Genomic DNA, 19673 nt, shown 5'->3' with positions numbered 1-19673 from the left:
TTGGACATCAGCCTACTTGACATATATTATGGAAGGCATGATCACACCTTAATTAATTAAATAAAGAGGTACTATGCATTGGCTGTACTTTCGCCGAAGGATCAATATAAGCTTTGGCATTATTAACTGCAGTTGGACCTTCACCAAACCCCGATGCAATGAGTTTAACTTTGCCATCATATGTGCAGATATCACCTGCTGCATAAATGCCTGGTATATTTGTTTCTTGCTTAGAATTGACGATAATGCTATTTTTCACAATAGAAAGTCCCCATTCTTTTATCGGACCAAGAGATGATACGAAGCCATAATTAACAATTAGGTCATCTATGTCGATACCTTCTTTTTCTTGAGACTTCGTATGTTCCAAAATAATTTGATGAATGTTTTCGCTTCCTATTAATTCTGAAGGTATGTAAGGTGTTTTTACTTCAATCGTTGAATTCATTAATAGTTCTACACTATGCTCATGGGCCCGAAATTTATCTCTTCGATGAATGAGTGTAACTTTTTCAGCGATTGGTTCTAACATAAGAGCCCAATCAACGGCAGAATCTCCGCCACCAAGGATGGCTACTTTTCTGCCTTTAAATTTGTTCATATTGTCAACAAAATAGTGTAAATTCTTCCCTTCATACTGCACAGCATCTTCTAGTTCCAGTTTACGTGGTTGAAAAGCGCCATTTCCTGCGGTAATAATCATAGATTTTGAGAAATGTATAGCTAGATTTGTTGTAATTTTAAAGTATCCATCAGCTTGCTTTTCAATGTGTTCAACAGCTTCCTCAAGACAAATAGTTGGTTGAAAGACTTGCATTTGCTCTTTCAAGTTCTCGATTAATTGTTGGGCTCTTATCTTTGGAAATCCAGCTATATCATAAATGAATTTTTCAGGATAAAGCGCTGAAAGTTGCCCACCTAATTGGGGAAGACTTTCAATGATTTTTACCTTCGCATTTCTCATGCCGCCATAAAAAGCTGTAAAGAGACCTACTGGACCTCCGCCAATAATTGTAATGTCAAAAACGTTGTTTTCTTCTGCCATTTATCGTCACCTCTATCTATTCACTAACATTCTATTAATTTAGAATTATCTGTTTCATCTATTTAAATTTACAAGGATAACTTATCAAATGCATTTAAGGCAACTTTAATCGAACTAGTTGGACACCCTTCTGACGCATCTTCTAAATCGTCCTCTAATTCATCTGGAACGCAGGTTTTTCCTTCATTATTATCAAGTGTAACAAACGCAATTCCCTCGTCATCATATTCAAAAATATCTGGAGCTGCTGCACCACATGCTCCGCAAGCAATACAAGTTTCTTGATCTACTATCGTATATTTTGACATTTTTGTTCACGTTCTCCTCTCTTTACCTTACTTATATCGTGATGTTCGTATGAGTTTGTAAAAATTCGATGATGGTAGAATTAAATGCTTCAGGATTTTCCTGATAACATAAGTGTCCACCATTTGGGATGATAACTAGCTGTGAGTTTTTTAATTGATCGTAAATGGCTGCTGCTTCCTTTACAGGGGTTACAGAATCTAGCTCCCCGCACATAACAAGAACAGGAACATCTATAGAGGGTAATACATCCATTTGATTCAAATCATAGAGTGAATAAGCTACTGCACGATATCCCGCTGGTCTTACTTGTACCATAATTTCTTTTACTCTTTGAAACACTTCTTTTGACGCATATGGAGATAGTAAAGCTTTTATCCTTTTATCCGCTATTTCCTCAGGATCAAGATTTCCAATCGAAAATAATCGATCTTTTAATTTCTGCTCATTCACATTAGAGTCTAGAGCAGCAGCACCTCTTGTTGGATCAGCTAGTATTAGCTTTTTTATCTTATGTGGATAAAGGGTACAAAAATCGATTGCAATTGCTGCACCCATTGAATGCCCAAGAAGGTAAATCTTCTCTAAATTCAGCTGTTCCAGCATACCATTCAGTACACGTGCGAACTGTTTGAAATTTCTAAATTCTATATGTGGATTTGAACTTTTCCCATATCCTGGTGCATCCCAAGCAATGACCGTATAATGATTCTTTAACATCTGTATTTGCTCTCTCCAAGACTGTGAATTATTGCTCATACCATGCAGCAAGAATAAAGGTTCTCCATTACCTTCTATTTCATAATAGATACTTAAATCTGCTACTTGTACGTAGGGCATACTATCAGTCCCTTCTATTTGTTTTAGCACCATCACAAAATTAAACATTTTTATGTATCAAAGTGTTCCAGCAGTTCAATAATCACGTTATATGTTGATGTCGTGTCCATATATGCATACCGGCCTTTTCCGTTATAAAAGTTTCTGTCTGAATGACCGGATAACCCATTTCTTCCAACAGCTTGATTTTTGCCGCCATATCTTTCACAACGAATGATATATGGTGAACACCTTCTCCATATGTCTCAAGATGATCCTTCCACGTGCTTGGGGAATCACCCGGCTCAAACAATTCAATTTGTATGAACGGGGTTTTTAGAAACATATACCTTGCTTTTCCCTCAGTAGGAATACCTTTATAAATGACATTTGTTTTTTCAGGTCGACCAGAATTGATAACTGGTGGTTTATCAATACCAAGAAGTTTACAGTAAGCATCTGCAGCTTGATCTAGATCTTTAACAACAAATGCAAGTTGTTCCACTTTATTTGTTCCTAATAGCGGCTCTATGCTAGGATCTTCCGATTTTTCACATTCAGTTTGTCTTGGCTCTTCATTTTCAAGCAATTCAATTAACGTTTTATGATCATCCGCTGTATCTATATATGCATATCGGCCGTTACTCGAGGTAAATTCCCCTGTTTGTATGACTTGGTATCCGCTTTTATCCATCACATTCATTCTCTTTTGAATGGAGTCAACATCAAATGCAATATGATGAATTCCTTCACCTGTCGTATTTAAAAACTCACGCATTGTTCCTGGGTTCATATCCGGTTCAATGAGCTCAAATTGAACTGTTGGCGTATTTAGAAATGCTAGTTTAGATTGTGAATTTGTCGGTTCGCCTTTATACACAACTTTTGAAACAGTACGATCACCAGTCAAAAAAGGCTCGACCTTCTTAATCCCTAACAATCTTGTAAAAGCTTCATTTGCAGAATGTATATCTTTTACAACAAAGGCAAGCTGATTAATCTTGCTGTTACCTAGTAATGGTTCAGTCAAGCGTATCTAAACCCTTTCTAGCAATCTATTTCGTTACATTACACATCAGCCAAGTCCACGTACTGACAAACCGCCATCACTGGAAATGACCTCACCAGTAATCGCACGTGATTCATCGGATGCTAAAAGTACATATGCTGCAACATGATCTTCCGGCATCTGTGCAAGTTGAAGAGGATTTCGTTTTTTAATACTGCTTGCTTTCGTATCATTATCGACAATTTTCACATATGGATGCAGTGGCGGAATAACAGTTAGTGCTGTCAATGTGCCGCCTGGTGCAACTGCATTTACCCGAATATTTGGCGCAAGCTCGAATGCAAGCTGGCGCATCAATCCGATTTGAGCATGCTTGCTTGCTGTGTACCAAACGCCCCCGCCATCAGGATAGAAGCTTGCACCAGATACAGAAAATATGATATTTCCATTCGTTTTTAGCAATTCTTTAAGTGCTGCTTTCGCGCCAAAAAATGAGCCTTTCACGTTAATATTAAGAAGAAAATCATATGCGTCAGAAAGCGCCTCAGGTGTTACATCTGCAAATTTAGCGAATCCATCAAATACACCAGCATTCGCAATAAAAACATCTAGCTTTCCAAATTGCTCAACAGTGGCTTTGACAGCTTGTTCATTGTCTTCGTATTTGCTTACATCTCCCTGAACGGTTAAGATATTCCCCCCAAATTCTTCTTTCATTTTCTCTAATCTATCTATGGAACGCCCCATAATGCTTACTTTTGCTCCTTCTCGTATAAAACGTCTTGTGACAGCTTCGCCAATTCCTGAAGCACCGCCTGTTATTAACACTACTTTATTTTTTAAAAGCATATTCAAATCCCCCTTTTTGCAGTTAAACAAAGATAGCAAGATTTCTAGTATTGATGGTTGTTTGATCGACAATAAAAACTCTTTTCGATAATTTCCATTTGCCATCTTCAAACGTAAATTCATCATTTCTTTCACCAGAAATTAAATCATGATGAATATCCGTACTGCGGCTTCGATATATAAGCAAATAGCTCTTTACAACAGCTTTTTCTCCCTCAGCATACTCTCTAACCATCACATTGCTGACAAATCGACGAGTTCTAGAAGGAGGAATTTCCGCCCATGCATAATCTGTCTTTAAACGTTCTAATCGGAGCTTTAACAACTCAATATCATCATTAAATGTAAACATGTCAGTAGAATAGTCCGGGCGTTCTGTCCCTTCTTTATTAACACGAACAGGCATTTGATAGCGCAAGCTTGAGTGCATTAAAGCAAACCAATCATCAAATTCAATATTGTCAAGGTATTCCGCTTCTTTATTTAGCCACTGTTCAAATTCATACTTCACAAGTATTTGTTCCAAATTCATATTCCCCGCTCCCCCCATCACTTTGTCATTAATTCCAGCCAATATTTGTAGAAATTCCTCTGGCTTGCTTCCGTGAATTTATCATCAAAAACGACACCTGGTCCGATAAACTCTACTGGTTCACGATGAAGGCCCATCGTATAGTTATAGGTTAAGTTTTTGTGGAAAGGCATAGGGCCGGAAGCAGCTTCTGTTATATCTGTAAATACTTCCGTGTCATCCTGCTCAAAAATACCTGATGGACTAAATGTTAAGATAAACGAATCTCGTGAACGATCTTTCCATTCTTGAGGGGCATTTTTTTCAACAAGCATCCAAGCGATGACTTCCATCTTATTAAACCCTAGCGGGCGCCACATTCTTATTGACGTGTTAGAAATTAACTGGTCTTTTATTTTTGTATGGGAAATTAAAAATGATAAGTTCGGAAAAATGTTTCCAATCATATTTTTCAAGTTTGCTAGTACTTCATACTGCCCTTCAGACAAATTATTTTTATATTCATCTTTCAATTCTTCCGGGAAAGCAAAGTCAGGGTTAGGTGTTCCGAGGTTTAATCCATGTCCGTTTTCAGTATAAATTTGATATCCTCTCTTTGAATACGTTGCATTTGGCACCATGCCAAGTTTTGCGATGGAACCATGGGTGACCATTGTATGATAGGAATCACCAACAAAATTATCAGAACCCACTTTCCAGTTTGAATTCACAACAAACCGTTGCGGAGCACCAATGACTTCCATTTCCGCACGACCTACAACAATATCTAAATACCATTTGAAATCACCAAGAAACTCTTCAAGTGGCTCTGCCTCATCATTCCATGTTCCAAATAAGAGACCTTTATACGATTCAAGTTTCACCTTGTGAAGACTCATCTTTAAGCGATCAAGCGTACTGCCATAGATATTTTTTTCAAGGGGAACACCGATAAGCTCACCCGTATTTTTAAAGTTAAATCCGTGATATGGACAAGTAAATGAAGACTTATTCCCTTTGTCAGCACGGCATAGTTTCATCCCCCGATGAGTACACATGTTATGAAAAGCATGAATTTCCCCTTCTTTATCTCGTGTAATAATAATGGAATATCCTGAAAGTTCACGTGTCATAAAGTCCCCAGCGTTTGGCACTTCGGATTCATGCCCTACAAACACCCATGTTTTCAAAAAAACTTTTTCATGTTCTACATCGTAAACTGTTGGATTCCCAAGGAGGTAAGCAGGAATTATGCCTTTCTCTGGCTGAACCGTTTCCCGTATATAATGGATCAATTGCTCCCTTGTCATCTCGTCTAATGATTTCTCTGTTTTTAGCATCTTTATATTCCCCCTTCGCAAGCTTTAACTTTTCTTTTCTTTATCCCACATGAACCGTCTTATCTTTGTTTTGGAGTGTAGCCAGCACACTTAATGCTGCTAAATAACTTGTTTTTGGATTATTTGGCATCGGATCATTTTCGACTTCAAGCTTTAGTTTTCCAAAAGAACCTGTCGCTTCTATTAAATGGCTGTTTTTTACTACTTCTGGATCTGCAATCATTTTCACTGTCGTTTTTTCAGAACCAAGACCCGCTAATGATAATACAATCGCCACATTCATATTTCTCGGAAACAGCTTAATGGCTTCGGCAGCAGAGCCTTCAAAAATAACGGTTTCTTTATCAATTGAAGTTGCTGATGACAATGCTCGAGGAGGTTTTCTCGTTGTGATTGAAACAGCATCAAGTTCATTCAAGGCTTTTGCTGATTTAAGGACATCCAGACCACCAATTGCTCCAGATGGGAGGAATACATTCACATGATGCTGCTGACTAACTTCCCGAATTCTTTCTGCAAAAGCATCATCTGCCATCACACCAATACTGCTTAAAACTAAATCCTTCCCGCCTTCAAGTACTTTACATCCATATTCTTTAGCAGCTTCAATTGTCGCCGCTTCAATCACCATATCCAGATTAGAATCAAGAAATGAACCGAAATCCCGATAGAATTGTGTCCCGTATTTGTCAGCTAAATGAGCTGCGCTTTCTTCACGGCGGCCGTAAATGGAAACAATTCTGCCACCTTGAAGAAGTCCGTCTTTATTAATTGCTTTAAGCAGGAATTCACCAATATTCCCACACCCAATCAATCCCAATCTCATCTTCTTTCATCCTTCCTAATCAGCAAATCCATATGAATCTGCAAATAGTTCCAGACTGCAATGTCTTGTTTCCCGGGAAACACCACTTTCTTTTAGACCTGGAAAGTCGATAGCCAATTCACTAAATACAGTATGGTTATTATGAAAAACAGCTCCAGCCTCAAGTCTGTCTGCCATTTCAATCGCTAATTCTTCATTTTCTGTCCAAACGGATGCCCGCAATCCAAATTCACTATCATTCGCATAGTCTACAACTTCTTCTAAACTTGAAAATGGCAAAATTGGAATGACTGGACCGAATTGTTCCACACGGACTACTTCGCTTTGCTGATTCACCCCAGTTACAATAGAAGGAAGCATATAATATCCTTGATTCCATGTTTCCGGGTTAAGCTGAATGCCAGCTGTGATCACCTTTCCTCCTGCTTTAACTGTGCGCTCAAGCAATCCATTAACATAATCAAACTGTGCTTGATTATTTAGTGGCCCCATTGTGACATCCGGTTGAATACCATCCCCAACAACCACCCGTTCAAACTCTTTTGTTAATTTTTGTAACACTTCATCATAACGCGATTCATGGACATATACTCGTTTAATAGCTGAACAAACTTGGCCAGCTGCTCGTAATATCCCTATTTTCAAGCGTTTGATCGCTGCTTCATCCATGTTTGCATCCTCAAAAATAATCGCTGGATCATTACCTCCAAGTTCCATGTAAACCTTTTGGAGTTTTCCGGCAGACTTTTTCATAATATCTTTACCAGTTTCAGTACTGCCGACAAAAGCAACAGTGCGGATACGAGAGTCTGAGCAAAGGATATCACCGATTACTTTTCCTGAACCTGTCACAATATTTATCACACCTGGCGGAAAATGTTCAGCGACTACTTTTAAAAACGTCATAATGGTTAAAGGGCAATTTGTTGCAGGTTTTACGACAACGGTATTTCCTGCTAAAATAGCCGGTATGACTCTTTTAAATGTTAGAATCATCGGGGAATTCCAAGGTGTAATCACTGCCGTAATGCCTCTTGGTCTTCTTCTCACCTGGACTTTTTGATTTCCCTGAATAACTTCCGGCTTCCACCAATTAAGAAGCTCTGCAGCACTCCCCTTCATCACTTCAACACAACGTAATAAATCTTTTTTAGCTTCTACAAGTGTTTTCCCATTCTCTCGTACAAACAATGTGACATTTTCCTCAATGGTTTTTGCTAATTCTTCTGCTGCAGCATTCATTCGTGTCGCTCTGTCTTCTATATTAAATCGAGACCATGTTTTAAAAGCATTTTCTGCTGCGGTGATTGAATCATTTACGATATCTTCAGAACATATCGCTACTTGTCCGACTACCTCTGCCGTGTTTGCCGGATTAATTACATCGGTTGTTTCCTTTGTTTCTTGCCATTCACCATTCACAAGATATTTTCCTGAAACAACTGGAAATGTTGAAATCATTCTCCATCCTCCTCGCTTATAATTTTTTAGGTTTAAATGCTTCGGCAGCTCCTGGAGGTCCACCGAAAGGCTTTGCCATTGGCCCGACAGCTTCCATATCTACTACAATCATTGAAGGTTTACGACTTTCTTTTGCTTTTTTCAGTTCACTTACAAATTCATCTCCACAACCAATCCGGACAGCATCAAAATGCATAGACTCCGCAAGTTTTACAAAATTTGGACTTAATAAATCAACAGCTACTTGCCGTCCATATGCGGCATCCTGAATATTGCGTAAAACTCCATAACCTGAATCATCAAACAGGACGATAATAATAGGCAGATTTTCTTCAGCTGCTGTAACCATTTCCCCAACATTGAGCATAAATCCGCCGTCTCCTGCCATTAACACAACTGTTTTATCCAGACAGCCTATTTGGGCACCAATTGCTGTTGGAAGACCTTGACCAATACCTCCTCCTGATGCATGAATAGAAGTTCTTGGTTCATAAATTTCAAATAAACGGCTTCCCCACACATTTGCTTGAACCGTTACATCGCGTACTAATATTGTGTCATGCGGCAATATATCTCTCATGCCATCTAGAAACTGCTCATATGGCCCAAGTGTTTTCCGCAGTTGAGTGCGAAGTTGATATCTTAGCGAAATTATTTCTTCTATATAAGATGACTTTTGAATAACGTTTTTTTCTTTCAGCTTTTGAACGAGAGCCGTTAATATATTTTTTGCATCGCCAACTAAACCGATTGTTGCTTTATAGTTACGGTTGATTGCCTGCAGATCGGCATCAATTGCAATATGTTCTTCCGGTACAGGTACTTTCCAGTTCGACGTTTCATTCCCTCTGAAACGAACACCTACGCTAATTAAAAGATCAGCATTTTGCAAAAACTCTTTTGTCGCTTCGTAGGCTGCAAAATGCCCGATACATTGCTCGTGGTTTTCTGGAATTGATCCTTTTCCTGATTGACTTGTAATAACCGCTGCACCCAGAATTTCTGCTAAGTCTTGCAGCTCTTGCGAAGCATTAGCTGAAATAACGCCTCCGCCTGCCCATATGACAGGACGACGCGCTTCTGCAATTTTTACAACTAATTGTTCAGGAATTATTGCCGTAAACTGTTTTTCATTCTCTTTATCTTGTATACTCTCAAGCTTAAAATCCTCAATAATAGCAGATTGTAAATCGATTGGAATTTCTAATGAGATAGGTCCCGTTGGCGCTGTTAATGCTTCTTCAATTGCCATTCTTACAACACCTGCCGTTTGTTCAGGTTGTTTAAGGTGGATTGCATTTTTACATGCACCCTTCATCATTGAAAGCTGATCTTTGCATTCATGGATATATCCTCTGCCTGTACCATAATAAGGAGATGCGACTTCCCCTGTAAGGTGAAGCAGTGGAACGCCAGCCGCCCATGCTTCTACTAAAGAACCTGCAGCATTTCCTGCTCCAGTTCCAGTACTTGTAATCACTACACCTAACTTTCCAGTTGCACGGGCATAACCATCTGCCATATTGACAGCCCCGCTCTCCCCGCGTGAACAAATAAGTTTAATGCTTCCCTCTCGAAGAATGGCATCATAGATCGGCATATTATGTATGCTGACAACCCCAAAAGCTACCTTTACACCTGCTCGTACTAGTTCTTTTACAATCGAATCGGCGGTTGTATATTCGATTTGTTCCTGAATTTTCATTCGATCCCCTCCCTTGGTTTTTGTTCTTATCGATTAAAGTGCTTTTCCTATAGCTCCTGCGGTCTCAATTGTTGAACCAGCTACATAGCTTGCTTTGTCTGATGCGAGAAATAAAATCACACTAGCGACTTCTTCCGCTTTACCGACTCGACCAAGTGGGATATTTCGTTTTTTCGCTAGATCACTGTAATACTCTTCCGGATCCATATCTGGGGCATTTTTTAATCTTCTCCGCTCCCATTGATCCGTCCGAATTAACCCAAGACTTACTGAGTTTACTAAAATATTATCTCCAGCTAATTCTTGAGATAATGTTTTGCTTAAATTCAATAATCCTGCACGTGTAGCTGCTGTAGCGACCATATGACGCTCAGGTTCTTTCGCTAGTGTTGCGTTTATATTAATAATTCGGCCGCCGCCTTGTTTAACAAGATGTGGATGTGCAGCACGAACCGCATAAATGATAGCAAAATATTTTAATTGAATCTGTTCCTGCCATTGCTCGTCAGTAATATCAAAAAAGTAGCCCATCACACTTTGACCGGCTGCATTTACTAAAATATCCAACCCGCCAAACACATCTACAGCATCATTTATAAAGGCATCAACATCTGTTTTCGATGTCACATCACACGTTAAACCAAAAATATCGTCACTGTTACCAATCGAGCGTAATTTACTTACGGCTAGATCTAACCGTTCCTGACTTCTTCCGCAAATCGCTACTTTTGCACCTTCTTCTAAAAACATTTCTGCTGTTTTTAATCCAACTCCAGAGGTGCCCCCCATAATTACAGCTACTTTCCCTTTTAAGCCTAAGTCCATTTCTCCACACTCCTTAAAGCGGAACTATTAAAATGAAACAAGACGCGGAGTTTATGATTAAACTATAACGTCTTGTTCGTTGTTCTCATTTTGTACCGAAATAAACTTCAGCATTTTCTTCTATCCAACCGGGATCCGGATCTCCACCCATCGCTTTACGTGCTTCTGGTTTCGGTGGTCCTGCAATCCCCCATTGATCCATTAAATGAGGGACTCGTTTCCATACACGTGCTCTCCATTCATTTTCATCTTCGATCGTTTCAAGATAGCATGTATATTCCATAACAAACCCGCCAGGATCTTGAAAGTAACAAAAAATATTGTTTCCCGGCCCATGACGTCCAGGTCCCCAAAGTTCTTGAAGCCCTGCTTTCCTGACATTGCCAATTCCACGCATCAGTTCATCTACTGAATCAACTTCATAAGCAATATGGTTAACGGAAGCATGTTTATCTTGATTGAAAGCGATGGAATGATGTTTTCTGTTGCATCTTAAGAAAGACATTTGATGCTCGCTCCAGTCCGTCACTTTGAAGCCTAGTACATCTGTGTAAAACTCAACTATCATATCTAAATTATGTGTGTTCATCACAACATGATTCAGCTTAACAGGATCAACATTTTTCTTATTCCAAATGGACGTATGTACTTCCACCCAAGCTGAAAGCTCGATCACACGATTTTCAGGGTCGGCAAAACGCAGTCCATAGCCAGCGCCTGCTTCATCTAAATATCCAGGTTGTTGAACGATACGAACACCTTTTGATGCTAATATTTCTGCTGCACGATCAACTGCGTTTTTATCAACCATTCCAAATGCAATGTGGTGTAGCCCCCGTTTAGTTCCTTTATGAAGACTTAGGATATGATGTTCTGGTCCAGCACCGCGAAAATAAACGACATCCTCTGCTTCGTCATCTACCTTATCCAATCCCCAAACTTCCTCATAAAATTTGGCTTGTTCATCAAAGTTTGGTGTTATTAAGCTAATATGTCGTAAATGAGTAATGCCAAGCATATTATTCTACCTCCCTTAATAGATAAAAACTGAAGGGAACGCTTAAAACCCTTTTTTTCAAGAATGCTGCATTACTTTTATAATTTGTATTGATCTTTTACTAAGGCTGTTTTCGCAAACTTTGTGGCTATTTACAAGTAGTGCAGTGTGGTTGATTGCAGCGAGAGGATGCTCGCTTTTTAGCGAAGCGGGCGGTGAGCCCCTTGGTGTAAACGCTTGCAATAGTCTCACCTGTTCCGCTGTTCCCGCATGAGTCTCGCAATCTGCTCCAGTCAACCTTTTATAGTTTTCGTTTAAAAGCAACAATTTCTTAGAAAAGAGCCTTTACTAATTATTAACCTTTAATAATGGCTTCTCTTTCTTTTGCACGTTGTTTACGTAACTCTTCTAGTTCACTGCCTTCCGGATACGTTGGCAGGTTAGGCTTGATCGCACCAAGCATGACGAGCATACGCGCCTCTTCTTTTCCATCATTTCGAATGCCTCGGTATACTCCTGGAGGAGAACTTATGCAATCTCTCGCACTTAGTTTAATTTCATGCACTTCACTATTGCTATCCTCTTGAATTAAAGCAGTAACTTCCCCTTCAAGGATAAAGAAAACTTCTTCAACATCATCATGTAGATGCAACGGTCCGATACATCCTGGTGGAAGCACCATTGTACTTAATGTAAAGTGTTCTCCTTGAATAACATTTGTATCATTATTGGCAGTAGCACCGCGTCCAATATATCTCATTTGTGCGCGTCTATAAGCTGGATCAATTTCCTCTTGGAACTTTAAAACATTCCAATCAAGTGTACGATCTTTCAATCTTGCAACATATTTTTTTTCAAATTCTTCAATTGAGAAAGTTTCTTTTGTCATTTTATAAATCCTCCCTTTTTTTATCGTACACAAAACATTTAATGTTTCATATACAAAACATTGTTTCATTTATAGGTTAATCTTAAGATCGTTTTCGGCGATTGTCAAGAGAGTTTTTAGAAAATTTTAAAATATATCTATAATTTAGATAACAGATGTTTTGTATATAAAACCATTTGTCATTGCCTGCTGTGGGACTTTTTTGCTTGGTTAGCACCCTTCTTTGACCTTCATTACTCTACTGACCTTACCCTTATACAAAAAAACGTGTGGATTCGATTGAATCCACACGTTAAACATAAATAATGATTGATCATTGCGAGAATAGACTATTTTGAAGACATCTCTCCATGATAACCCATATAATTAGAGAGCAATTGAGATAATTCCAATAGCTTCGGCAATGCAATATCTCTTATAAAATTTTCCTGATATGCAGATTCTGTAGCGACTACATTCAGGGCAGCTAAAATATTTCCTGTGCGATCAAAAATCGGTGCTGCAACTGAATAAATGCCAGGAAGGAATTCACCGTATGTCAGAGCATATCCATTCTGGCGGATCGTTTCCAACTCTTTTAAAAATTCTCCTGGTGAAGTAAGTGTTTTATCTGTATATGGTGTTAAATCCGAAATTTGAAACAAACTCTTAAGTATATCTTCCGACTGATATGCAAGTAATAGTTTACCATTGGCTATCGCGTGGGCTGGAAGACGCATACCAATGTTGACATTTACAACTGATATCCCTCTAATGGGAGCACTTCCTACATAAACGACCTCCCGCCCATCTAAAATCGACAAATGGCATGATGCAGCAATTTCATCTCGAAGAGCTTCCATGTAAGGTTGAACTATTTCCGGAAATTTCAAGCTATTTAAATAGCTAAATCCCAATTCTAAAACTTTTGGTGTTAAGCTATAACGTTTTGTATTTTTGTCCTGAATAAGATACCCCAAATTTTCCAGTGTATATAATAATCGATATGGAACAGTCCTGCTAACATTTAGCTGTGCTGCTATTTCTGAAAGTGCCAAACTAGGCTGTTCTTCGTTAAATAGCTTTAATATTTCCAATCCTCTTACAAGAGAATTGGCACTATATTTCTCATTATCTGAACTTGCCATTTAAAAATTCCTCCCTTTCTTTTCTATCTATCTTTCATGTTTAAACTAGAATAGGTTATATAGATGAGAATATATCAATTGAATAATTTCATGTAAATGCAAACAAATGATCTCATTCTACTTCATTATTTAAACGATTTTCAAAAATTATCCAGATTTTAATTTAAACATATTTTTCTATATAAAACAATTTAAGAGATTATCTTCAAATATAAGTTATCACAATTTATAAACAATTTGAACTAAATAAAAAATCACTAAACTATAAATCTATCCAACGAATATATGGAATAAAAGCTTACAATCGAATTGACAAAAAATTTTTATAATTTTATTCTCATCGCAAAACTTTGTTTCATATACAAAACAACTTATCATTCTTATCTTGAAGGGGATGGAACTTTGATAATCGTATGTCAGAAACATGTAGTAGGAGTTCTTCAATTGTGTAGTGTTCCTCATGTATCTAAAGTAAAAGGATATAAATGCAAATGTCTAATTTGCCATGACGACGAAAAAATAAAATCTTTCACTGTTCTTTCATTTTCTTTAGAGGTGATAAAAAAGCGTTTTCATTCGCTACACACTAGTATTTTTATAATTTTAAAAATTTAAATTGACAAGCAATTCTAATTATTTTATTGTTAAAAACAACACCAAGAACAAAAACAACGTTTTGCATATAAAACACCAAAGGAATGTTCGTTTTAAATGGAATGTAGTTTTTATCAAAAGGATATTTTCTTAAACTTGTTGCTTTTACAAAGGTACAGAGTGGTTGATTTCTGTAACAGGCTTCTCGCTTTCCGCTCCAATTAAAATTTCATAATGTTTCGGACACTATTCCTATTTGTAAAACAACAATCTTTTAGAAAAGAGCCCGTCAAAAAGGGGGAGTTCACCTAATTTATGAACGGTACGAAACTTTCATAAAGATAGAACCATAGTTTTATACATTTTTTCTTTCTTTGTAAACATTTAAATTTTTTAAAGGAGAGAGGATAACTATGTTAAAGGGGCAAAAAAGGTGGTTATATATTGCAGTACCAATTTTTTTCTTTTGGTTCTTTGGGCAAATCGATAAGGTTGGCATTTCAGTCATTCAAACAGATCCGGAATTTTTAAATGCACTTGGTATGAATGGCGAAGATAAAAATGCCAAAATCGGTCTTCTTTCTTTTGTTTTTACAATTGCTTATGGAGTTTCAAATCTTTTTTGGGGATTTATTATCGACAAATTAGGTGCGCGAAAGACTGCTATTGCCGGATTATTCGTATGGACACTCACGATGATTTCATCAGGTCTTGCAGATTCATATGAAATCTTTTTAGTAAGCCGAATCATACTCGGTTTTGGTGAAGGAATGATGATTCCTGTCTCGGGTAAATTTATTTCTGCTTGGTTTAATAAACGTGAATTAGGCAGAGCCCAAGCATCATGGCTTACAGGAAATTATTTAGGTCCGGCTATAGGAGCTGTTGCTTTGGTGCTCGTTATTTCCTCAATACACTGGCAAGCAGCCTTCTTTATGCTTGCTGCATTTAACTTATTTATTAATATTCCAATGTTTATTTTTTTAACAAGGAATACACCAGAAGAGCATCCCCGTGTTAGTAAAGAAGAATTGTCCTTTATCCGCAGTACCTCCGATCATAATGATAAAGAAGAAAGTACGACTGAGAAGAAAAGCTTCGCTCAAGATTACCGTTTTTGGATGGTATGGGTAGGCATGATTATATGTTCTTTCCTTTTCTTTGGTATCAGTATTTGGCTCCCTACATATCTTATTGAAGCAAAAGGATTTGCACGTGAAGGAATGACTAGTATTACCTCTCTCTCTTGGTTATTTGCACTTGGATTTGTACTTGCATGCGGATTTTTGGCCGATAAAACGAGACGCCCAAGCTTGATGGCGGGCATTTTATTTGGAATGACAGCTGTGTTTTTGACAGTGGCTGCGTTTATCCCAAATCCAATATTGGCAGGAATTTCGATGGGTCTTGCAATGGGTTGCCAAGGGGGTGTTTTCCATCTAAGCAACATGCTCATGGTAAAATACTCCACACCTGAAACTGCTGGAAGAGCTGCAGGATTGCTCGGATTTACAAACATTATGGGCGGATTTTCAAGCTATATAATGGGCTGGCTTCGCGACCTGTCCGGAGGAGACTTCGGAACATCAATTGCCATGTTAATTGTTGCAGCTGCTTTAGGTTTTTTCGCTTATTTATTTACAATTAAGAAGGAAGCTGCTGATTTGCAATTCTCTCCCCTGCCAGTGCAAAAAGTGAACACATAAAAGATAGTTTATGTAAATGAACTGACCCGCCTAAATGAGACTTAGAAAAAACACCTATGCTACCTGTTCTCCAAACTCTATTGGAGACAGGTAGTTTAATTTTGCCTAAATATTTGGATAAGCATAGCTGTTACCATTTTCCTTAGTGTAGAAGTCATTATTTTTTCTCTCTTTTCTATTTATTAACCAATTTCATAACATATTGATAACACATTCATTTCGTACATTTATTAAAAGGGAATATACATTTACTTCTTGTATAAAAAAAGGTTCATCTACTGACGGATGAACCTTTTTAGTTTACTTTTCAATAAACAAAAATACTCTTTTGAACTTTTAATCGATATATCTTTATTCTTTTGAGGTTTTCCCCGCATGGTCAGGCTTGCCTTTTGCTTTCCCTTGTTTGTAAGAAAGACCAAATCCATACTTGTATGCTTCACCGGATTTATTCACATAAGCATAAGAAGAATCTTCTTCTGGTGCGAAACTAGGAACATCACCGACTTCGTTGTCTACTGCTGTCATACTAGCAGGAAGCGCGAATGGAAGTTCTCCAATTGGATTGAATTCTCCACGAATAACATCTACGATTGCCTCAGCCTTTGTACCAAAAGTACCGATTAATGCAGCAGCATTTGGTTCAATTTGATCAAGTACCCATGGGTTGGTCATGTTTACAGCAGTAATCGTCGGAACAGTTTTTTGAATATCGATAATTCTATCAACATTAGTGATTCCTGTTTCAGGCCCTACCGTAATTCGAGGATTATTATCCCAGTTAGATTGTACAGGTTTAACATAAACATAAGCATGTGTTGCGTCTTCTAGATTATCTGTTATTGTGATGGAAGGATCGTGCTTTTTAATCGTCTCTTTTAATCCCTTGGTACTCGCTCCATCTGTTCCCCCAGGGAACATCTCAACGTAAAGTTTTACTTTTTCAATTTTCACATCATTCAAAGGCAATAGATTTTTATCATTGCGTAAAAGAACGATTGACTTAAGATGTGCTTCATATGCTAGTTCTTGTGCTTCTGGATTAGCGACAACATCAAGTGCATGTTGAGGATCTACATAAGGATCTTCAAATAGACCTAAATTCATCATTTCAGTTAGCAATAACGATACAGATTCGTTAACTACCGATTCTTTAAGTAAACCTTGTTCAACAGCCTGGATAATGAGAGAAGGATCAGAAGATCCAGAAATAATATCTGTACCTGCATTTATTGCTTTCGCAACTTTTTCTACCGGTGTTAAAGCCTCAGCACCCCAAGCATTATTGCCAACTGCACCAGTATCGGAGTTTACATATCCTTTGAAACCAAGCTGGCCACGCAGGAAGCCATCTAATATTGCTTTGTTTAATGCAAAGCCCACTTCTTCAAATTGCTGGTCTTTGCTATACCATGGCAATCCTTGATCCGCACTATCATTACTTGGATACGCGTAATAAGGCATGATAGACGATACACCTGCTTTGATAGCTGCCTCAAATGGTGGAATGTGATACTTAAGCATACTTCCTTCTGTTGGATAAGGATTGAATTTTCCTTCCACAAAATGAGGATCCAAACCATTATCACGTGCTCCGCCACCAGGGAAATGCTTCACTGTAATAGCAACACTGTCTGACCCTAGTTTATCGCCTTGAAAACCTTTGATAACGTTAAAAATCATATCTGAAGCAACTTTAGAATCTTCGCCAAATGTATCTTCAATTCTTGCCCATAGTGGGTCAGTAGCTATATCAGCTGTATACCCATAGACTTTGCGAATTCCAGCGGCTCTCCATTCCTGTGCAGCGATTTCAGAGAATTCCTTTACTGCTTTCTTGTCACCCGCTGCTGCTAAACCTAATGGACCCGGCCAAAAAGAATGTTGTCCCTCACTTGCAGTAATGTTCGTGTAATCTGTAGAGGCATGATTACGTGGGTTCGATGTGACAACAACTGGGATACCTAATCTTGAAGCCTCACCTAATTCTTGCAGCTGATTCGTATATTTTGCGATTACATCTACAGTTGGAGTTTGACGAAAAATGACGTAGCGCATATTTTTTTGAACGATTAGCGGATCATTATCTAATACATATCGGCCATTTGTTGGATTCGCTAAAGGAGTGTGTGTGTTAATCAACAGCAATCCTGCTTTTTCAGCAAGTGTCATCTTTGATACAAGATCAGCTACCCTCTTATTAACAGGTTGTCTCCAGTCCTCATATGTATCTAAGCCCCTGTCGCTATCTAAATCTCTGAACTGCTTCCCATCAACAGTAAGGACTCCTTTCTTTGCTGCTTCAATTTCCGGTTGACCAGTTTTCTTGTTAGCAAGTACGCGATACGTATTTGTGTTTGCCCCTGAATTTTCAGGATTCGTATTCGTAGATGGATCTACATACCCTAAGCCTTCATTCCCATTTGCAGCACTTGCTTGCGGCACCATGATTGGAGCAAACAGCGATAAAGCAAGTGTAGCTGTCATCACTTGTTTTAGTTTTTTACCTTTTCTTAGTTTTTTCAACATTGAAGCCATTTTTTTCCTCCCCTTTGTAAATTAAACGCTTACATTAAACTCTAAATCTGAATCGAACAAAACCACCTCCCTTAATAAATAGAAATTTGCACCTGTCATACTTGTCTTAGGAATGATATAAACAATTTACAATTTCTAAATATTCAGTAAAGTCAATTCATAGTTTTCTTTAGTATTTATCTTCTGACAATAGAAATTTATAGGTAAGCGCTTCCAATTAACGTTATTATATATTCAAGAGGAAACTAACCAATAGTTGTATTTTTTAGGTTTTTTTGTGTTTTTTTAAGAATCAAAAAAAAGGAGTCAATAGTCTTACGACTAAACTCCTCCCTCACCCTCTATTAGTATTTGCTTTTTACTAGTGGATCTCCAGCCCGTGATTTCCGAAATTCCGATGGAGAGCACCCGGCTATCTTTTTAAAATTGTTACTAAAATAAGCTAAATCAGAATATCCGACACGATCGGCAATTTCAGATAATCTTAATGAAGTGGACAGCAATAACCTTTTGCTTTCCTCAATGCGAAGTTCTGTTATATGATCAACAAATTTTTTGTTTAGTTGCTGTTTGAATAATTGGCTTAAATAACTTGGATTCATGTGGACATTTTTCGCTACATCTTTGAGTGTGATCTGTGATAACGGCGTTTTTTCGATATATGCTAATACTCGTTCTATCGTTGATGAATCAAGTTCTTCTTTATATCGTGGAGGATCATTTTGCTCAATCACTTGTTTTCGTTTATCAAGCCACTTATCGAGGCAAATTTTTAAGTCATCATCTTCAACAGGCTTGAGCAAATAATCTATTACTCCGCTGCGCAGTGCCTTTTGGACAAATTGAAATTCATCATGAACACTAATAACAATAACATCAGGTTTTTCTTTTAATGCTTCAAGCTCTTTCACAAACATAAGCCCATCCATTATTGGCATCCTAATATCGGTTAATACTAAATCCACATCATGATGTTTGATCCAATCAAGGGCTTCCAATCCATTCTTACATTCATGGACAACTTGTAATGGAAGATTTAGTTTATTGATCGACCACTTAAGTGCTGTACGAACCCATCTTTCGTCATCTACTAATAAGATCTTTTCCATCATATTCCACTTCACTT

17 protein-coding genes are annotated in these 19673 nt (G+C 37.9%); 1 reads left to right on the top strand and 16 read right to left on the bottom strand.

What is annotated here, in order from left to right; translation table 11 throughout:
• Window positions 1-52: 52 nt before the first annotated feature.
• The 14 genes from GMB29_RS08115 to GMB29_RS08050 form a co-directional block, all read right to left on the bottom strand.
• Window positions 53-1045, bottom strand: coding sequence for an NAD(P)/FAD-dependent oxidoreductase (locus tag GMB29_RS08115; RefSeq protein ID WP_136351773.1), 993 nt, complete (start codon window positions 1043-1045; stop codon window positions 53-55).
• Between the two features lie 68 nt (window positions 1046-1113).
• Complete coding sequence (locus GMB29_RS08110; RefSeq protein ID WP_136351774.1) at window positions 1114-1353, bottom strand: ferredoxin; 240 nt, start codon at window positions 1351-1353, stop codon at window positions 1114-1116.
• Between the two features lie 31 nt (window positions 1354-1384).
• The gene (locus tag GMB29_RS08105) at window positions 1385-2191 is read right to left on the bottom strand and encodes an alpha/beta fold hydrolase (protein WP_136351775.1); all 807 of its coding nucleotides are present in this window, start codon (window positions 2189-2191) and stop codon (window positions 1385-1387) included.
• An 82-nt stretch (window positions 2192-2273) separates the two neighbouring features.
• Window positions 2274-3200, bottom strand: coding sequence for a VOC family protein (locus GMB29_RS08100; protein ID WP_227551601.1), 927 nt, complete (start codon window positions 3198-3200; stop codon window positions 2274-2276).
• 45 nt (window positions 3201-3245) lie between these two features.
• Window positions 3246-4028 carry an SDR family NAD(P)-dependent oxidoreductase gene (locus tag GMB29_RS08095; RefSeq protein ID WP_136351776.1) on the bottom strand — a complete coding sequence of 261 codons (783 nt, stop codon included), beginning with the start codon at window positions 4026-4028 and terminating at the stop codon, window positions 3246-3248.
• 22 nt (window positions 4029-4050) lie between these two features.
• Entirely contained in the window at window positions 4051-4560 is a 510-nt protein-coding gene (locus GMB29_RS08090; RefSeq protein WP_136351777.1) for an aromatic-ring-hydroxylating dioxygenase subunit beta, read from the bottom strand.
• Window positions 4561-4577: 17 nt separating this feature from the next.
• Complete coding sequence (locus GMB29_RS08085; RefSeq protein WP_136351778.1) at window positions 4578-5879, bottom strand: aromatic ring-hydroxylating oxygenase subunit alpha; 1302 nt, start codon at window positions 5877-5879, stop codon at window positions 4578-4580.
• A gap of 40 nt (window positions 5880-5919) precedes the next feature.
• Window positions 5920-6705, bottom strand: a complete 786-nt coding sequence (gene nadX, locus GMB29_RS08080; protein WP_136351779.1) for an aspartate dehydrogenase — start codon at window positions 6703-6705, stop codon at window positions 5920-5922.
• A gap of 15 nt (window positions 6706-6720) precedes the next feature.
• Window positions 6721-8166, bottom strand: a complete 1446-nt coding sequence (locus tag GMB29_RS08075) for an aldehyde dehydrogenase family protein (protein WP_136351780.1) — start codon at window positions 8164-8166, stop codon at window positions 6721-6723.
• A gap of 16 nt (window positions 8167-8182) precedes the next feature.
• Window positions 8183-9871, bottom strand: coding sequence for a thiamine pyrophosphate-binding protein (locus tag GMB29_RS08070; RefSeq protein WP_136351781.1), 1689 nt, complete (start codon window positions 9869-9871; stop codon window positions 8183-8185).
• A 33-nt stretch (window positions 9872-9904) separates the two neighbouring features.
• The gene (locus tag GMB29_RS08065; RefSeq protein ID WP_136351782.1) at window positions 9905-10696 is read right to left on the bottom strand and encodes an SDR family oxidoreductase; all 792 of its coding nucleotides are present in this window, start codon (window positions 10694-10696) and stop codon (window positions 9905-9907) included.
• 85 nt (window positions 10697-10781) lie between these two features.
• Window positions 10782-11714 carry a VOC family protein gene (locus GMB29_RS08060; RefSeq protein ID WP_136351783.1) on the bottom strand — a complete coding sequence of 311 codons (933 nt, stop codon included), beginning with the start codon at window positions 11712-11714 and terminating at the stop codon, window positions 10782-10784.
• A gap of 334 nt (window positions 11715-12048) precedes the next feature.
• Window positions 12049-12582 carry a cupin domain-containing protein gene (locus GMB29_RS08055; protein ID WP_136351784.1) on the bottom strand — a complete coding sequence of 178 codons (534 nt, stop codon included), beginning with the start codon at window positions 12580-12582 and terminating at the stop codon, window positions 12049-12051.
• Between the two features lie 329 nt (window positions 12583-12911).
• Window positions 12912-13709: an IclR family transcriptional regulator gene (locus tag GMB29_RS08050; protein WP_136351785.1), complete on the bottom strand. Its 798-nt coding sequence runs from the start codon at window positions 13707-13709 to the stop codon at window positions 12912-12914.
• Between the two features lie 1007 nt (window positions 13710-14716).
• On the opposite strand from GMB29_RS08050, the gene GMB29_RS08045 reads away from it, so the two are divergent.
• Window positions 14717-16009 carry an MFS transporter gene (locus GMB29_RS08045; protein WP_136351786.1) on the top strand — a complete coding sequence of 431 codons (1293 nt, stop codon included), beginning with the start codon at window positions 14717-14719 and terminating at the stop codon, window positions 16007-16009.
• 351 nt (window positions 16010-16360) lie between these two features.
• On the opposite strand, the gene GMB29_RS08040 is transcribed toward GMB29_RS08045, so the two are convergent.
• Window positions 16361-18547 carry a glycoside hydrolase family 3 protein gene (locus tag GMB29_RS08040; protein ID WP_136351787.1) on the bottom strand — a complete coding sequence of 729 codons (2187 nt, stop codon included), beginning with the start codon at window positions 18545-18547 and terminating at the stop codon, window positions 16361-16363.
• Between the two features lie 344 nt (window positions 18548-18891).
• The gene (locus GMB29_RS08035; protein ID WP_136351788.1) at window positions 18892-19656 is read right to left on the bottom strand and encodes a response regulator transcription factor; all 765 of its coding nucleotides are present in this window, start codon (window positions 19654-19656) and stop codon (window positions 18892-18894) included.
• Window positions 19657-19673 lie beyond the last annotated feature (17 nt).

The sequence above is a fragment of the Metabacillus sediminilitoris genome, from assembly GCF_009720625.1.
GTDB lineage: Bacteria > Bacillota > Bacilli > Bacillales > Bacillaceae > Metabacillus > Metabacillus sediminilitoris.
This window is presented reverse-complemented; position numbering and strand designations above follow the sequence as displayed.

What these genes read in the sequence shown, in the direction of transcription:
- GMB29_RS08055 (WP_136351784.1), bottom strand. Translation starts at nt 12,582, where the DNA reads ATGACAAAAGAAACTTTCTCAATTGAAGAATTTGAAAAAAAATATGTT.
- GMB29_RS08040 (WP_136351787.1), bottom strand. Translation starts at nt 18,547, where the DNA reads ATGGCTTCAATGTTGAAAAAACTAAGAAAAGGTAAAAAACTAAAACAA.
- GMB29_RS08090 (WP_136351777.1), bottom strand. Translation starts at nt 4,560, where the DNA reads ATGAATTTGGAACAAATACTTGTGAAGTATGAATTTGAACAGTGGCTA.
- GMB29_RS08035 (WP_136351788.1), bottom strand. Translation starts at nt 19,656, where the DNA reads ATGGAAAAGATCTTATTAGTAGATGACGAAAGATGGGTTCGTACAGCA.
- GMB29_RS08105 (WP_136351775.1), bottom strand. Translation starts at nt 2,191, where the DNA reads ATGCCCTACGTACAAGTAGCAGATTTAAGTATCTATTATGAAATAGAA.
- GMB29_RS08050 (WP_136351785.1), bottom strand. Translation starts at nt 13,709, where the DNA reads ATGGCAAGTTCAGATAATGAGAAATATAGTGCCAATTCTCTTGTAAGA.
- GMB29_RS08060 (WP_136351783.1), bottom strand. Translation starts at nt 11,714, where the DNA reads ATGCTTGGCATTACTCATTTACGACATATTAGCTTAATAACACCAAAC.
- GMB29_RS08065 (WP_136351782.1), bottom strand. Translation starts at nt 10,696, where the DNA reads ATGGACTTAGGCTTAAAAGGGAAAGTAGCTGTAATTATGGGGGGCACC.
- GMB29_RS08085 (WP_136351778.1), bottom strand. Translation starts at nt 5,879, where the DNA reads ATGCTAAAAACAGAGAAATCATTAGACGAGATGACAAGGGAGCAATTG.
- GMB29_RS08070 (WP_136351781.1), bottom strand. Translation starts at nt 9,871, where the DNA reads ATGAAAATTCAGGAACAAATCGAATATACAACCGCCGATTCGATTGTA.
- GMB29_RS08115 (WP_136351773.1), bottom strand. Translation starts at nt 1,045, where the DNA reads ATGGCAGAAGAAAACAACGTTTTTGACATTACAATTATTGGCGGAGGT.
- nadX (WP_136351779.1), bottom strand. Translation starts at nt 6,705, where the DNA reads ATGAGATTGGGATTGATTGGGTGTGGGAATATTGGTGAATTCCTGCTT.
- GMB29_RS08045 (WP_136351786.1), top strand. Translation starts at nt 14,717, where the DNA reads ATGTTAAAGGGGCAAAAAAGGTGGTTATATATTGCAGTACCAATTTTT.
- GMB29_RS08075 (WP_136351780.1), bottom strand. Translation starts at nt 8,166, where the DNA reads ATGATTTCAACATTTCCAGTTGTTTCAGGAAAATATCTTGTGAATGGT.
- GMB29_RS08095 (WP_136351776.1), bottom strand. Translation starts at nt 4,028, where the DNA reads ATGCTTTTAAAAAATAAAGTAGTGTTAATAACAGGCGGTGCTTCAGGA.
- GMB29_RS08110 (WP_136351774.1), bottom strand. Translation starts at nt 1,353, where the DNA reads ATGTCAAAATATACGATAGTAGATCAAGAAACTTGTATTGCTTGCGGA.